This window comes from Spirosoma luteum DSM 19990 (genome assembly GCF_000374065.1).
Lineage (GTDB): Bacteria > Bacteroidota > Bacteroidia > Cytophagales > Spirosomataceae > Spirosoma > Spirosoma luteum.
In genome coordinates this window covers 1-16764 of record NZ_KB893278.1, presented here as the reverse complement: position 1 = coordinate 16764, position 16764 = coordinate 1, and the positions used below count along the sequence as shown (strand labels likewise).

General features: G+C 51.5%; 13 protein-coding genes. 6 read left to right on the top strand and 7 right to left on the bottom strand.

Features of this window, described 5'->3' with window-relative positions:
• Positions 1-95: 95 nt before the first annotated feature.
• The 3 genes from B156_RS0121390 to treF all read left to right on the top strand — a co-directional run bounded on the left by B156_RS0121390 (position 96) and on the right by treF (position 5185).
• Entirely contained in the window at positions 96-1952 is a 1857-nt protein-coding gene (locus tag B156_RS0121390) for a M61 family metallopeptidase (protein WP_018621830.1), read from the top strand.
• 93 nt (positions 1953-2045) lie between these two features.
• Positions 2046-3467, top strand: a complete 1422-nt coding sequence (locus B156_RS0121385; protein ID WP_018621829.1) for a sensor histidine kinase — start codon at positions 2046-2048, stop codon at positions 3465-3467.
• A gap of 95 nt (positions 3468-3562) precedes the next feature.
• Positions 3563-5185: an alpha,alpha-trehalase TreF gene (treF, locus tag B156_RS0121380; RefSeq protein WP_018621828.1), complete on the top strand. Its 1623-nt coding sequence runs from the start codon at positions 3563-3565 to the stop codon at positions 5183-5185.
• 14 nt (positions 5186-5199) lie between these two features.
• Here treF and B156_RS0121375 read toward each other — a convergent pair whose 3' ends face one another.
• Together B156_RS0121375 and B156_RS0121370 are read right to left on the bottom strand one after the other, a co-directional pair.
• Positions 5200-5661 (bottom strand): hypothetical protein, encoded by a 462-nt coding sequence (locus B156_RS0121375; RefSeq protein ID WP_018621827.1) that lies wholly within the window; start codon positions 5659-5661, stop codon positions 5200-5202.
• Positions 5662-5875: 214 nt separating this feature from the next.
• The gene (locus tag B156_RS0121370) at positions 5876-7111 is read right to left on the bottom strand and encodes a PQQ-dependent sugar dehydrogenase (RefSeq protein WP_018621826.1); all 1236 of its coding nucleotides are present in this window, start codon (positions 7109-7111) and stop codon (positions 5876-5878) included.
• Positions 7112-7329: 218 nt separating this feature from the next.
• On the opposite strand from B156_RS0121370, the gene B156_RS0121365 reads away from it, so the two are divergent.
• The 3 genes from B156_RS0121365 (at position 7330) to B156_RS0121355 (ending at position 10115) form a co-directional block, all read left to right on the top strand.
• Positions 7330-8175 (top strand): serine O-acetyltransferase, encoded by an 846-nt coding sequence (locus tag B156_RS0121365; RefSeq protein WP_018621825.1) that lies wholly within the window; start codon positions 7330-7332, stop codon positions 8173-8175.
• 70 nt (positions 8176-8245) lie between these two features.
• Positions 8246-9154 (top strand): cysteine synthase A, encoded by a 909-nt coding sequence (gene cysK, locus B156_RS0121360; protein ID WP_018621824.1) that lies wholly within the window; start codon positions 8246-8248, stop codon positions 9152-9154.
• 91 nt (positions 9155-9245) lie between these two features.
• Positions 9246-10115: a YitT family protein gene (locus tag B156_RS0121355; protein WP_018621823.1), complete on the top strand. Its 870-nt coding sequence runs from the start codon at positions 9246-9248 to the stop codon at positions 10113-10115.
• Between the two features lie 241 nt (positions 10116-10356).
• Here the strand turns inward: B156_RS0121355 and B156_RS0121350 are convergent, their stop codons facing one another.
• From B156_RS0121350 to B156_RS0121330, 5 genes are all read right to left on the bottom strand, one after another.
• Positions 10357-10950 carry a TetR/AcrR family transcriptional regulator gene (locus B156_RS0121350; protein WP_018621822.1) on the bottom strand — a complete coding sequence of 198 codons (594 nt, stop codon included), beginning with the start codon at positions 10948-10950 and terminating at the stop codon, positions 10357-10359.
• 194 nt (positions 10951-11144) lie between these two features.
• A complete protein-coding gene (locus B156_RS0121345) occupies positions 11145-11912 on the bottom strand; it encodes a class I SAM-dependent methyltransferase (RefSeq protein ID WP_018621821.1) in 768 nt (255 codons plus the stop codon).
• Positions 11913-12121: 209 nt separating this feature from the next.
• Positions 12122-13126: a glycoside hydrolase family 113 gene (locus B156_RS0121340; protein WP_157627128.1), complete on the bottom strand. Its 1005-nt coding sequence runs from the start codon at positions 13124-13126 to the stop codon at positions 12122-12124.
• A 225-nt stretch (positions 13127-13351) separates the two neighbouring features.
• Entirely contained in the window at positions 13352-14386 is a 1035-nt protein-coding gene (locus B156_RS0121335) for a phosphotransferase (protein WP_018621819.1), read from the bottom strand.
• A 226-nt stretch (positions 14387-14612) separates the two neighbouring features.
• Positions 14613-16764: putative Ig domain-containing protein (locus tag B156_RS0121330; protein ID WP_018621818.1), on the bottom strand; the 2152-nt coding region annotated here is incomplete at its 5' end.

The window sequence follows — 16764 nt, the reverse complement described above, 5'->3', positions numbered from 1 at the left end:
ACTTCCTTCTGAAACGTTTGCGTTGTAGTTTCGCTCTTAAATTGACAAATATCAGGTCAATTCTGGACAAAAAACGAAGGTATTCCTGTTTCCGTATGAAAAAAAACGCCTGCCTGCTGTATTTACTTACTATCTGGACTTTTTTTATTTCCTGTTCCGCAATGGCTTCCGGTTTGGGCGTTGATGACGAAAATCCCCCGGCTGCTTCGCCAGCGGTGATCTACGTGCTTTCCATGCCTGAGCCACAAACGCATTATTTCGAGGTGGAGATGCAGTTGAAAAATGTGGCTGCCGCCACTGGTTCGAAAAAAAACGGCTACATTGATATTAAAATGCCGGTCTGGACACCGGGTTCATACCTGATTCGGGAATACGCTAAAAATGTGGAGGGGTTTACGGCTTCCGCCGGGGGTAAGTCAGTCGTGAGCGACAAAGTCAGCAAAAATACCTGGCGCGTTTATACGGGCGATGATAACCTGACGGTTCGGTACCGGGTTTACGCCAACGACCTCACCGTGCGGACCTGTTTTGTAGATGCTGACCACGGCTACGTAACACCCGCTGGTACGTTTATGTACCACGAGGCTCTGAAAGACATTCCATTGCGGCTGGTGGTGCAGCCATACAAAACCTGGAAAAAAGTAGCTACCGGACTAGCCCCCGTTGCCGGGCAGGAGTTTACCTACGAGGCTCCCAATCTGGATATACTAATCGATTCGCCCCTGGAGATTGGCAATCATAAAACCTTTACGTTTACGGCTGCGGGCGTTCCGCACACGGTGGCTATGTACGGCGATGTGGAGTATGAGGAAGAACGCCTAAAAGCCGATTATAAGCGGATATGCGAAACGGCTTTTTCTGTAGTAGGTGAGCATCCCTGCAAAGACTACACCTTTATTGTGCAGCATATTCCGCCGGGTGGGGGCGGGCTGGAACACCTTAACTCGACCACGCTCGAAACGAACCGGAATGCTTATTCGACGGAAACAAATTACAAGCGATTTTTCGGTCTGGTGGCCCATGAATACTTCCATCTCTGGAATGTGAAACGCATTCGTCCCATCGCGCTGGGCCCCTTCGATTATGAGAACGAGAACTACACGCACATGCTGTGGTTATCGGAAGGATGCACCTCGTTTTATGGGGAGTACATTCAGATGAGGGCGGGCTTTTATTCGCCAACGGACTACCTCGGCTTAGTAGCCAATGCCATCACGGGCATCGAAAACCAGCCAGGGGTACGGGTGCAGTCGGTGGCAGAGTCAAGCTGGGATGCCTGGATTAAGGGGTACCGGCCCAACGAAAACTCGTCGAACAGCACCATTTCGTACTACAGCAAAGGAAGCGTACTGGGTTCGTTACTGAACCTGGCTATTCTGGCGGGTAGTAATGGGGAGCGCAGTATGGACAACTTGATGCGCTTCCTGTACACCGAGTACTACAAAAAGCAGCAGCGTGGGTTTACCGATGCCGAGTTCAGGCAGGCAGCCGAGCAAACTGCCGGTCGCAAACTGGATGATTTCTTTGCCGTTGGCATTAATTCTTCCGAACCCATCAACTACAACACGTACTTTGAGCCGGTAGGTATGCAACTGGTCAATGTAGCAGCCCGGACGCAGGACGGTTTTCTGGGTACGGCTACGGTTTACTCAAACGGTAAAGCCACCGTTACGGGGGTTCGGCGAGGGTCGGCAGCGTACACAAGCGGGCTGAACGTGGGCGACGAAATTATTTCTGTAGATAGTGTTCGCGTAACGGACGACCTGCTCAAACTCATTAGTGGCCGGCGGGTAGGCGAAACCATTAACGTTATTGTGAATCGGGCGGGTTTCCTGCGTGAAATTCCCGTTACGCTTACACAAAACCCCCTGGTAAGTTACCGGCTGGAGCCACTGCCAAATCAAACCCCCGCGCAAAAGGCGTTGTACAACAAATGGTTGTACATTAAATAAGGGAAATACGTGCGCTGATCTGCTTCAAACGGGGCAGAACAGCGCACGTTGGTAGAGTTTGTAGCGGGGTATTACTCAATAACCAGTTAGGCCATGAACATTCGCACGCGTCTGACCCTCCTGTTTGTATTGCTGGTATCGTCGATTATGCTGCTGTTCTGCGTATCGGTTTATTATCTATACGGCCAGTTTCGGGAGCAGGAGTTTCGCCAGCGGCTTGAGGAGAGAGCATCCACAACGGTTCGCCTGCGCGACGATATGGGCGATGTGCCTCAGAGGGATTTGCAATCAGTGTCGATGGTTAACCAGCAGGTAACCATTTACGATAGTCTTGGAACAGTCCTTTACAGGCAGAATAACCAGCAGGCTAGTTTTCCGGTACCTGCCAGTTTCCTGGCAAAAATATCGTCAAAATCCTCGCCTTATATTCGGATTGGTGATGTCGAAGCGGTAGGATATCAATACGTAAACTCGCACAGGAATAAGAAGACCCTGCTGGTTGTTGCTTCGGCGAATGACCAGTATGGATTCACTAAACTAGATCGGCTTCGGGAGATACTACTGTTTGGCTGGGTCATGAGTATGTTCATTGTAGGAATTGCCGGTTACCTGTTTGCTACGGATGCGCTCAGGCCCATTGCCGAGTTGAGTACGCAGGTAAACGCCATTTCGGTCACCAACATTCATCAACGCTTACAGGTAGGCCGACAGCGCGATGAGCTGGCCGATTTAGGCAAAACGTTCAATAAGTTGCTGAACCGGCTCGAAGAAGCGTTTGTACTGCAAAAAAGCTTTGTTTCACACGCGTCGCACGAGTTGCGTACGCCCCTGACCGTTATGATGGGGCAAATTGAAGTTACGCGGTTGCAGAGACGAACGCCTGAAGAGTACGAACTGGCGTTTGATGGACTGCTCGACGAAGTGAAAAACATGATCCGGCTTGCCAATGGATTATTGGAACTGGCTCAGGTAAACTCTGACGCGGTAACCTCCCGATACCAGCCTGTACGAATCGACGAACTACTGTGGCAGGCGCAGGGCCATATACTCAACGCCAAACCCGCCTACCAAATCACGATAGACTTCGCGAATTTGCCAACGCAGGAAGAAGAGCTGGTCATTCTGGGCGAAGCATCCCTATTACAAACCGCGTTCCAAAACCTGATGGAGAATGGATGCAAATATTCCATTGACGGGCGAGTGGCGGTGCAGCTGTTGTTTGAACGGGGCCGGATACAACTAGCGTTCAGTGACCACGGCTACGGGATTCCTGACGATGACTTACCGCATATTTTTGAGCCTTTTTACCGATCCGATTCTACCATGACAATCAATGGGCATGGCATTGGCCTGGCATTAACCAGACGCATCATCGAACTGCATCAGGGACATATTAACGTAGAGTCGGAAGTGGGTCAGGGAACTACGTTCTGGATTACGCTGCCTACTCCATACCACTCGTTGTCGCCATCCGGTGAGCAGGATGAGCGCGTAGGGAACCTCCCCACGCCCTAAATGGCTAGGAAATTTGTCAGAGAAAGCACCGGGAATTAATACCCAATCCGGATTCGGTGTATATTAATCCCCCGTTCTACTCATTGCGTACATACATGATACAGGTAAAAAATCGATTTCTATTGACGCCACTGCTCGTCTTGTGTTTCCTGGTGGCCCGTGCGCAGCTGCCCGTTACTCCTGTGGCTACCGTTGCTACCCCGAATGAGAAGTGGGCTGGACCCGACATCCTGTTCGGAAAGCTGTTCGCCGATGTCCAGTTGACATCGGTATTCCCCGACTCGAAAACCTTTGCCGACTGTACCCCGAAGTTTCCGGCGGCTGTTATCCTGACCAAATACGATAAAGCCCGGCTGCAGGAGGGGTTCAATCTGAAGTCATTCGTACTGGATAATTTTATCCTGCCCATAAAACCCGCATCAGGCTACACCAGCAAAGCCAGCCAGACCGCCCAGCAACACATTATGGACCTGTGGCCTGTGCTTACCCGTCCCGCCCAAAAAGCGGGTAACCCCATTGGTTCGCTGATTCCATTGCCTAATCCGTATGTGGTGCCCGGTGGCCGGTTTGGTGAGATTTACTACTGGGATAGCTACTTTACCATGCTGGGTTTACAGGCATCGGGGCAGGGGAGCAAAATCAGGAACATGGTCACTAATTTTGCGTATCTGATCAAAACCTTGGGCTTTATCCCGAACGGAAACCGGACGTATTTTCTGGGTCGGTCGCAGCCGCCGTTTTTCTCCCTGATGGTCAACCTCCTGAGGGAGATAGAGGGCCGCCAGACGCTGCTGACCTATCTGCCTCAGTTGCAGCAGGAGTACGATTTTTGGATGGATGGAAAGACGAAGGTAACTACTCAGAACCCTGCCTACCGGCGACTGGTACGCTTGCCCGACGGCGTTCTCCTGAACCGCTACTATGATGACCGGGACACGCCCCGCCCCGAATCGTATAAAGAAGATGTAGGGCTGGCCCGGCAAATGGGGTCCGGTAAACCCGACACGGACAAGATACTGTATCGCCACTTACGGGCCGGGGCCGAATCGGGCTGGGATTATAGCAGCCGGTGGTTCCGTGATGGTAAAACACTCCGTACTATTCATACGACCGATTTTATACCTGTCGATCTGAATGCCTTGCTTGTCAATCTGGAGCAAACGCTGTCCGAAGGCTACCACCTGAAAGGAGACCCGAAACAGGCACAGCGGTATTTGCAGCTAGCCCGGCAACGGCGTAGTGCGCTACTGAAATACTGCTGGGATGGGAAACGTCAATTCTTCTTCGATTACGACTTTGTGGCCAAAAAACAATCGGCGGTATATTCGCTGGCGGCTGTCTATCCGCTCTTTTTCACCATCGCTACGGCATCGCAGGCGCAGGCGGTAGCGCGGGTCATACAGCGTGACTTCCTGAAACCCGGCGGTTTAACCACTACGCTGGTACGAACGGGCGAGCAATGGGACGCGCCTAATGGCTGGGCACCGTTGCAGTGGATGAGTATCCGGGGACTGCGTAATTATAAACTGACGAAACTGGCCGATCAGATTAAAACTGCCTGGGTTACCGAGAATCTGCGCGTGTACAAATCCTCTGGCAAGATGGTCGAGAAATACGATGTAATTAGTACCACAGCGGCCAAAGGGGGTGAATACCCTACGCAGGATGGCTTCGGCTGGACAAACGGAGTGCTGTTGCGGTTGCTGAAAGAAAAGTAACTCAGAGCAGCCTTCTACAGGTAAAGTCTGTACTGCTCAAATACGGCTGCTCTGTACTGGGCTAGCTTCATATCAAAATCTTTCACCATAGTCCCCCTTTCTTCACTCGCTTCATTAAGCTTTCTAATGGCTAATACACCACCATGGAAAGACCGTAGGGCGTTATAGTGTCGCAATTTTGTGATGGGAGAGTAGTCCTCACTTCTGTGGGTTTTGTTGCTGTCCAACACCTTCTTGTAAAGTGTAAACAAGCCGTTGGTGGCCTCTTCCTGAAATATCTCCCATATGGTTGCACCAGGGTGCCAGAATTGTAAACCCGTTAATTCTTTTTTAGCACATGGGTTGAATAGTTTGAGCTCAAAATCAATGATTTCTCCTTCCTTATCTTTAATGGGGAAAGAAAGCATGACGCTGTAAGGCAGATCGTTGATGAACTTTCTGAACTGATCTGTTGAGGGATTTAGGGAGAGTAACATCGTTATATGGTTAAGATAAGGAGAAGTTTTAGGTAAATGTATTCATTTAGATCGTTGAAATAAAAAAATAATGTACTTTTCCTAACTATCGGTCAAACAATGGTTTACGCATTATTCCTATTGATTAAGTATAGGTGTTACCCTGTTGGGTAAACAGAAAAGAGTCGGTACGATTACCGACCCCTTCCTGCTGAAAATTCTCAACTGTTCCCCATTATTTACCCGTCAGTTTCAGAATGTGCCCCGATGCGTAATCGCAGAGGTAGAGTTCATTTTTCTGATCCACGCCAAAAGCCGAAATATTCCCCGCCCGGGAAATAATCTCCTGGTTGGAAGCCGCTTTGGTTCCGTTTGGTGTTAAGGCCCAGACTCGACCACTGGCATAATCGGCATAAATGTACTTTCCGGTTAGAGCCGGGTTCGCTGTACCCTCATAAACATGGCCTCCCGTAATAGAAATGTTACCATTGTCGTGGGTATATTGCCAGATAGGGGCGACCACGTTAGCCAAATTTACATTGTTGTCTTTGGCATTATAATCTGCATTGCCCTCCTTAACCCGCCAGCCGAAGTTTCCTCCTTTAGTAACGATATCTACTTCTTCAATGGCATTCTGCCCTACGTCTCCCACCCACAGCTGACCTTTACTATCAAAACTGACACGCCAGGGGTTTCGTAAACCGTACGCAAAAATTTCTTCCCGATAGCCATTGGTGTTGCCCTTAAAAGGATTGTCACCCGGAATGCCATACTGGCCTTTTTCAGTACTGTTGACATCTACACGCAGGATTTTACCCAACCAGCTACTCCGGTTCTGCGCGTGGTTTTGCGGATCGCCCCCGCTGCCGCCATCACCCGTCGATACGTACAGGTAGCCATCCTGTCCAAACAAAACCTTACCTCCATTATGATTGCCGTAGGGCTGCTCAAACCGGAAAAGAATAACCTCCGAACCAGGATCGACTTCTGATGCAGTAGCCGATGAAGCCTTGAACCGGCTGACGATGGTTTCGCGTGGGTTGCTCTTCGTGTAGTTCACGTAAAAAAAGCCGTTCTTTTTAAAATCGGGATGGAAGGCCAGCCCCAGCAAGCCCATTTCTCCACCCGACGCAACCTTTGACCGAATATCCAGGTAAGTTCCTGCTGAAGGAACATTGGCATCATTCTCGAATACCCGTATTTTCCCTTCCTGCTCGATGACGAACACCCGGTTGGTACCATCTTTAGCAAATGTGTACTCCACGGGTGAGGTGAACGTTAATTTTGGGTAGGCATTGACAACGGCTGCCGCAAGAGGGCCTGTGCCATTGCCGGTAGAGTCAATGGTGATACCATCGGTCTGATTTTTTGACTGACAGGCAGAGGCAATGAACCAAGAAAGGCCCGACGTCGCCATCAGTGAAAATAAAAAGGTAATCAATGTTTTACCAAACATGAGTATTTGTTTCATATGTTTACTATAGTTTATCCTGCAAATGAGATTCCAATTATGTCGCGCGAACTTTGCGGCCTGCATTTTGTTCCAAAATCATAGAAACATCGTTTTTTCGCACCCTGCTACCTAGTAAACGAACTGGATTTTAGTGTAGTGTTTCTACGTAATGGGGTATAGATTCCACTACGTAGGTCATAAAAACCAAACGACTGAACCTGCTTACCTCCCAACATATGACTTCGGCAACCAACACATTTCTTGACCATCTCCAGACCCAGCGGTCGCAGTACCGTTATAAATTACCGTCAAGGCCCGATGCCGGACGGTTTATCGACCAGTTGATGCGCCTGCTATTCCCGGTTACGCAGGATTGCCGATCCATATCGCAGCACGTAGAGGAGACCTATCAAAACCTGCACGAACAACTGGTTTGCCTGCTGTACCCACTGGAAAAAAATCTGGCCAACAGCCCGGAGCTAATCTCCGAACGCTTCTTTGACCAGCTACCCGCCATTTATGATGGGTTATTGTTCGATGCGCACGCCATTGCCGACAATGACCCGGCGGCTGTTGGGATAGAGGAGGTCGTAGCGGTATATCCCGGTTTTTACGCCATCGCTGTTTACCGGATTGCCCACGAGCTATTGAAACAAAACGTGCCGCTCTTGCCCCGCATGTTAACCGAATACGCGCACGGGCAAACGGGAATCGACATTCATCCGGGCGCGCAGATTGGCCAGTCGTTTTTTATCGATCACGGCACGGGAGTCGTTATCGGCGAAACAACCGTTATTGGTAATAACGTCAAAATTTATCAGGGCGTAACGCTGGGCGCCACGCACGTAGCGAAGTCGATGGCTCAGAAAAAACGGCATCCAACCATTGAAAACAACGTGGTCATTTATGCTAACGCTACCATTCTGGGGGGGCACACGGTGGTTGGGCACGACTCCGTTATTGGGGGTAACGTCTGGCTTACCAGTAGTGTGGAAGCGCATTCGCTCGTATTCAATCAGCACCAGACGGATGTCCGGTTACGGTCGCTGGAATCAGTAGAGCCCATTAATTTTGTTATCTGAACTACAAAACCTGTCAGTTGTAAACATACCGTACAACTAACGTATTGTCACCGTTTACTCCTTTTCCATCATGAAAGCTTCTTCCATTCTCGAAACCATTGGGCGAACACCCCACGTACGCATCAATCGGTTATTTCCCGGCTATGAAGTCTGGACGAAGCTGGAGCGGGCTAACCCTGGTGCCAGTATCAAAGACCGTATTGCACTATCCATGATTGAGGATGCCGAAGCAAAAGGCCTTCTCAATACCAACAGCACCATTATTGAACCAACATCGGGCAATACCGGTATTGGCCTGGCGATGGTGGCCGCCGTAAAGGGTTACAAAATCATTCTGGTCATGCCTGAATCCATGAGCGTTGAACGGCGTAAGATTATGGCCGCTTACGGGGCTGAATTTGACCTGACACCCCGCGAAAAAGGAATGAAAGGAGCCATTGAACGGGCCCAGGAACTGGTTGCCCAGACACCGGATGCCTGGATGCCGCAACAGTTTGAAAACCAGGCAAACATCGACGTTCACGTTCAAACGACTGCCGCCGAAATCCTGGCCGATTTTCCCGATGGTTTCGACGTACTGATTACGGGTGTTGGTACGGGTGGACACATAACCGGGGTAGGGCAGGTGTTGAAACAGCATTTCCCGGGCCTGAAAGTGTACGCTGTGGAGCCGGAACTGTCACCCGTAATTGGCGGTGGCGCACCGGGACCCCACCCCATTCAGGGCATTGGTGCGGGTTTTATACCCCTAAACCTGCATACCGATGTGCTGGACGGCAGCATTCAGGTCAGCAAGGATGAAGCCTTTGAAATGGCCCGGCGGTCGGCCCGGGAAGAGGGGACTTTTGTTGGTATTTCGTCGGGCGCATCGCTGGCAGCTATCCATAAAAAATTGCCTGAACTGGCCCCGGGTAGCCGCATCCTCACATTCTGCTACGACACGGGTGAACGTTACCTGTCCATAGAAGGGCTCTATTGACTAACGCTCAGTAAGGGGTAGAAGGCGACAGTGTTAACACTATTGCCTTCTACCCCTTACTGGTTACGAACCTATCTCACAACGTTATTGTATGACACAACCGACGACCGCTGCCTCCCTGACTAAAGATGCCGTTTTTATCATTGCCGGCGTACTCAGTGCAGGCATGGGTATCAAAGGTTTTCTGATGTCGAGCCATTTTATTGACGGTGGCGTCACCGGTATCTCTATGTTGCTGGCCTCCCTTTTTAATGTTCCCCTTCCCATCTGGCTACTGGTTATCAACCTGCCATTCATTGGCCTGGGCTACCGGCGTTTCGGTCGGCCATTTGCCTTCAAAAGTGTATTGGCTATCGCAGGTCTTTCAACTAGTCTGGCCGTTATTCCTTACCCCGATGTTACGCCCGATTTGTTGTTGACGGCTGTTTTTGGGGGATTCTTCATCGGAGCCGGTATTGGATTGGCCATACGGGGAGGAGCGGTGCTCGATGGTACCGAAATTGCCGCTCTGCTAATCAGCCGGCGTAGCCCCGCGCTTAAAGTCAGTGATATTATTTTGATACTCAACGTGCTTATATTCGGGGCAGCCGCTTTTTTTCTGGGTACCAATCCGGCGCTCTATTCCATGATAACCTACTTTGCGGCCTCTAAAACGGTGGATTTTATCATTCACGGTATTGAGGAGTACACCGCTATCCTGATCGTTTCGTCCAAAAATCAGCTAATCCAGGAGCGTATTATTGAGCAGGGCTGGGGCGTTACGGTGCTGAAAGGACAGGGGGGATACGGTAAGCAGGGTAGCCATCGAAATGCAGACGATGTACTTTATACTTTAATTACCCGATTGGAAATCAGTCGCTTACGTAGCATCATTATAGCCGTAGATCCCAAGGCGTTTATTATTCAGCACAGCGTAGACGATGTAGCTGGTGGAAGAGTAAAAACCCTTCCTATGCATTAACCGCCGTCAATAAACTATCCTTGATGGGTAGAGCGTCTGGCACAATTTCGTTTTCTGGAAAGAGCAGGCGGGTTAATTCAGTGTACGGTGCAGGCAACGACACGAACGACGTACGATGCTTCGATAAGCGCATGAGCGGCAAGCCAACCGAGCATCCCGGTAGCTCCGATAACAGCAACTCACATCAGTAAGCTGGATAAAAATCCAAACAACGTTGAATAGCGTTTCGCCATTCGCTTAACTACCGGAGGTCACGAACGAACCGGCGCATCGATTCGCGGTAGATCTGTTCCGACTGATCGAATGGTTGCTCATCTTTCAGTAGCATAGCCAGCATAATCATGCCGTGCGATATGGACCACCACTGAAAATACAGACGCTTGATACTATCTTCCGCTTTGGGAATAAAGGAGAAAATTGTTTTGCAAACGATGCGGCTAACAGCTTGCATTGACTCCGACTCATAAATAGGCATTGTACACAGCGCACCACCCAGATTATACATGACCTGATAGATTTCCGGCTGCTGACGGGCAAATTCCCATTGCACCAGCGAAATTTCATACAGGCGTTTTTCGGGGTCACGGTACAGGTTTATAATACGGTCGTATTCCTGATATAAATGGCGAAATCCTTCACTTCTAATCTCGTCCAGTAAAACATCTTTACTGTCGAAGTATTCATAAACGATGGGGGCGCTGTATTCAATCGCGTCAGCTATTTTACGAATTGAAACGGCTTGCCATCCTTCCTGCCGGGCAATGGATTTGGCTGTCTTCAAGATGCCGGAGCGGATTTGCTCACGGTTTCGCGGCTTACGCTCAATAGTTTCCATAGACGTTAGGTTAGTAAACTTAGTTAACGGTGTTAAATTGAGTGGAAATTACATATTTAATTGATATTTTCCCGATTTGGTAGATAATTTCTTAAAAAAATAAAGAATAATACACAATAAATGCTCTTTACACAAAACCCTTCCGTTCCTACCAAGGTACCCAGCTACATTGATGACGCCCGCTTTTAGCAACGTTAACTTCGCTCGGCCAGCAGCCAGGCGGCTTCGTCGCCAAGTGCATAAGGCTCACCCTGAACGGTACCGTAGCAGTCAATAAGTGACAGCCCTGCTTCTGAAAACAATTGCCTCAATTCTGCCAGGGTGTATATGTAATGTTGTGCCAGTCGGGTCTGCACCGCTCCGGCTTTTACGTAGGTTAACTGTGAATCGATTCGGCTCTCCAGAGGTGAGTAATCATTCTCGACCAGAAGCAGGATGGGTTCACCATCCGGCACTGGTACAGCGAGCCAGTTTCGGGCCTGGTAGTCGGGGAGTACCGACTCGGCTACCATTTCGGAATGGGCCAGAAATCGGCCGCCGGGTTTAAGTCGCGTGGCGATACGCGTCAAAAAGGCGAGCATAACGGGACGGTCAAAGAAACTAAAACTATTACCCAGGCAGTACGCTGCATCAAAGGACGCGACAGCACCCAGGTCTTCTTCAGGCATGGTCAGAAAGTCATCCGATACCGCCACTATCGGTAATTTTTTAGTGGTAGCAATTCGTTGTAATTCAGTAATATAATCAGTCGCTATGTCTACGCCCGTTACGCGCGCCCCCATCCGGGCCAGCGGTATGGCATGACGGCCATACCCGCAAAATACGTCGAGTAGCCGGTCGCCGGGACCAAAATCCAGGGTGTCGACCAGTAATTCGAGATCGAGTTGTGTTTGTTCCTCCGTTTGAGCCGCTTTCCAGGCTAATTGGGGCAATCCGTGAAAAAAAGTATGATACCAGGCCACGTAAAAAAATAGTTAGTAGTCTTTACTCTGAAGAACCAGAGAAGTAGATGGGAATTGTTTTGATTTTGAGGGGTACAATGGCTATCCGTGCCGGTCGGTTTTACCGGACCAAGGTAATGGCCAGCCCTTGCCGGAGCGTATTATGAATCTCGGCGACGTTGTTGGTGTGCCATATCAACGTATCGATGAGCCGGTTGGTGTGGCTACCCTCACTGCCCGTATTGCTGCCGGATGAGTACTTCAGCCGGTTTGCGCTGGGGGGTGTAATCATCATTCTGCGTGCCGCCTGCTTTCTCATTATCCTCGTACCATTTCCACAAAAAGCCACCTGCAAACCAGGGTTGCGGCCAAAAGGTCCGGAATAGGGCCGCGTAGGCATTCTGCTGAGCCACCAGGTTGACCGGTGCTTTTTGGTTCCAGCTATCCGGCAGTTCCCATTGCTTGCCCGCCGTGCGGTCCACACTGCGGTATCCGTACTCGGTGAACAGAACCGCCTTCCGGTGCTTCAGCGAGAAAGCCTGTAGTCGTTTGGCGGGTTTTTTCCAGGCTACCATCAGTTCCGCTATTCCGGGCGTGTCGCTTTCCGACAGCGGGAAGTAAGCATCCACGCCAATGTAATCGAGCAGGGGCCAGAAAGTAATGCGTTCGTACTCGTCCCAGTTGGCCGCATACGTAAGCGGACCACCGTAATGAGCGCGTACCTGCTGAATGAGTCCCTTCCAGAAAGCAGGTCGTTGTTTGGTCACCTGCCGGAATTCCGTACCAACACAGAACATATCGGCATTGGTCTCTTTCGCCAGGTCGGCGAGGGTGAGTACATACTGCGTGTAGGTTGTTTCCCAACGTTGCCAGTCGGCTTCATTATCCAGGGTAAAGTCGCCCGCCCAACCCTGCCCGGCTACCCAGACGTGGGGTTTAACCATTACCTTCAACCCCTGCTGATGCGCGTGCTGAATGCAGGTGCGGATACCTTCGGGGCGCTCACCCCACCAGTGTCCATTGTGATTGAAGGTAACTTCTGGCTGTCCTTTTTTGACAAAAGCGTAGGGGTTCAGGGCTACCCAGCCCGCATTTAAGTCCTTAACCGGCGTCATACAGGATGCGGGAACAGCCTTCACCGGGGCCACGAAATTAACCCCATTTATTTTTGTGGCTGGCACTGAGTCGGGAGCGATCAGGACAGAGAGTAATAAAAGCAAATGAAAGGGAGCCATAAACATGCAATTGACGTACGACAAGTTACGCCGTTTATGGGGCTACGCCAAACATCCGTTGCCAATTCGTTTGGGGCCATTGCCCTGAAAATCGCTGCTCGTCTCTTTTTGTGAACGAGAGGAATAGCGCAAACCTATCATTGGCTATCTGCCGCAGTAGCGGCCCGGCGACGCTACGCTGTCTAGTCCCGTAGGGGACTAGAGTCAATGGTGGATTCACGGTAATCACACTGTTTCCAGCACAAATACGGTGGCTTCCTCCAGCAACACTTTTTTCTGTGTCAAATCGAGGGGGAGGGGCAGTTGAGCCAGCCCCAGTAGTCGCCGGAGCATCTCGGTACCGATAAAACCGCGCAATAAGGTGGAATCGAATCCGGCGGGCATCTGGTATTTGTCCAGTACCTGTTGCTGAACAAGTTCACTTTGCCGGGCCAGTTTCATGTGGGCCAGCATCACACCAAGGTCGAATTCGGGTCGCCCGAAAAAGCCAAACTCCGGATCTATTACCTTCGTGCCGGATGCAACACTCAGCCAGCTACCAGGGTAGTAATCACCATGAATAAGTACCGGGCCCGGTTGCAGATACACATCGCCTAACTCGGTAATTTTCTTTTTCAAGGCCGCGTGATTCCGGTAGGATAGCGAAAGAGCTTCCAAACCTGGTTGTATTGAGTCGAGGTCAAACCCGGTGTCCGTCCGAAAGGGGAAATTGAACAGGTGTTCGTGGTTAAGCAATCGCATAGCCCGGTTATCCGGAAAATCCGACGGGTTGCCGGTAGGCTGGGTAGTGTGCAGAACTGATAGGAACTGCACCAGCGATGCCCTGTCAGTTGCCGGAAGTATCTGATGGGGTTGGTAAAGGAAACTGAAATCAGCCCCGTTGCCGAGGTCTTCCAGAGCCAGCAGAAAATTAGCCGCGTCATACCCAATTCGTTTCGGAACAAACGCACGGAGTGCGGCAGTGCGGTCAATCCATTGGTAAAAACTCGCTTCCACGCTGATACGCTCCATTGGGGCGGGCACCTGCGGGTATTTCTGCACCCAGGGGCGGGCCTGTTTAAGGATAAACGTCTGGCGATCCGTACGGACCCGAACCACCACATTCATATTCCCCTCACCCGGTTTTTGCACGGACAGAATCGACTCATCCGGGTGTATCCACCCATGAGTTTTCAGTAGCTGTTGTAATGCAGGGCTTGCGCGTTCTTCCAGGAAAAAGACATTCGGATAACGGTCCGCGAATTGTTGATTGAGGGCCATAATGAAATAATTGCCGGATTAGTGGCTGATATCCCCGCTAGTGGTTAGCAGGGTACGCAAGTTAGGAAACGAACGTAATCAGGGGGTTATCTCAGGATGATTCTTTGCCATTCTGGACTGGTATCGGACTTTATTAATATCAGCCTGATTTTATTTTAATAAAGAAAGCCCTGTTACCTCCTGGAAAGGAGGTAACAGGGCTTTCTTTCATTCCACATAAGCTGGTTTAAGGCTTGATTACTTTAAGCGTGCGTTGCTGGTTGCCATTACCAACATGCAACAGGTAAACTCCACCCTGAGTACCCAGTGACAACTCTACCGTTTCCGTTGAGGCTGCTTTCCTGATCACCTGTTCGTCGACCAGTCCGCCGGATAAATCCTGCACCCGTAACCATACCGTTTGGCTCTCCGCTCCCTGAACCTCCACCCTGACAGTTTTACCCACTACGGGGTTACCCAGTAGCCGCACCTGAAGAGTGGGCATTGGCTCCGTTGCGATTCGGGCACTTGCATTGCAGGCGGCCAGCCAGCCATAGCTGAAACTGGTGCTTACCCCGCTCTGCACCGCCCGTAAGTTGATGACCGGATTGTCCGTGTACAGGTCCAGACTGTAGGGACCCGGATTGGTCGTCGGCAACAGCTCATTGACCACCGAGAAGCTCACCGGACTGCCATCCAGACCCGCGTACCGGGGACTGAAGGTTAGTCTGCGCTGGCCCGCCGAGATTACCTGACAACTCACTGTCGTCACCCCCGTGATACTGAAGGTACCCGTTGGTGGCGGAGGAGTACCACCGGCTGGGTTGACCGTCAGGGTGAAGCTGGTGCTGGCACTCATGCTGCCCGGATCAGTGGCCGTCACCGTCACCGTGCTTACCCCACTCGTGGAAGGTGTACCGGAGATGGTCGAAGGGGCCGTGAAACTAAGTCCCGCTGGCAGACCACTCACCATCAGGGTCAACTGATTAGGCGTCTCGGCATCGGTGAAAACGTTCGCTAATGACAGCGTATAGCCAACGCCCACCGTGGCCGACTGGGGCGGCACGGGATTAGCTACCGTTGGTGGCGTGTTTGCGGGTGGATTGCTACCCCCACAGGCCGCCAGCCAGTTGTAAGCAAAGCTGTTGGAAACCCCACTCTGCACCGCATTCAGGGTGATAACCGGATTGTCGGTATACAGATTCAGCGTGTAAGGCCCTGGATTGGTGGTGGGCGCCATTTCGTTGACGACCGAGAAGCTCACCGGACTACCATTCAGACCCGCGTATCGAGGATTGAATGTTACCTGACGCAGTCCCACCGACAGGGTTGCACAACTTACTGTCGTCACGCCCGTGATACTGAAGGTACCCGTTGGTGGTGGGGGTGTACCGGCCGCTGGATTCACCGTGATGGTGAAGCTGGTGCTGGCACTCATACTGCCCGGATCAGTCGCCGTGACGGTGACGGTCGAGACACCCGACATCGAAGGCGTGCCCGAGATGGTCGAAGGGGCTACAAAGTTCAGACCGGCAGGCAGGCCCGTCACCGACAGCACCAGGCTGTTGGGTGTCTCGGCATCGGTGAACACATTAGCCAGCGAAAGCGTGTACCCGATGCCCACCGTGGCCGACTGGGGCGGCACGGGATTGGCTACCGTAGGCGGGGTGTTGCCCGTCGAGGAGCTACAGGCCGAGAGCCAGTTGTAGGCAAACAGGGTGTTGGCCCCGCTCTGGGTAGCACTCAGGGTAATCACCGAATTGTCGGTATACAGATTCAAGGTGTAGGGACCCGGATTAGTCGTCGGCAGCATTTCATTGACGACCGAGAAGCTCACTGGTGTTCCATTCAGACCCGCGTATCGTGGGTTGAAGGTGACCCGGCGCAGCCCGGCCGAGATGCTCTCACAGCTTACTGTAGTAACCCCGGTAATGCTGAAGGTTGCCGTTGGGGGTGGCGTGCCAGCCGGACTCACCGTGATGGTAAAGCTGGTAGTGGCCGACAGGTTCCCCGGATCGGTGGCCGTCACGGTCACGCTGCTCACCCCCGACATCGAAGGCGTACCCGAAATGACGCGCGTAGCCGGATTGAAACTCAGTCCGTTGGCGGGGTTGATGCTGGCCGTATAGGTCAGGCCGTTATGTGTTTCGGCATCGATGAAGGCGTTGACCGTGTAGGAGAAGGCCTGCCCAACGGTCGCCGTTTGGTTGGCATTGCTGGTAGCCACCGGAGCGGTGTTGGCCGGTGGAGCCTGGGTCACCGTCACGCTCACCGTTCCGCTGATGGTCTGGGCGGTGGGGCTGGTGGCATCGCTGGCGACGACGGTGAAGGTCTGCACTCCGGCGGGGATGTTAGACACCGTAGCCGTGTTGCTGCCGGACGACTGGTTGATAGTACCT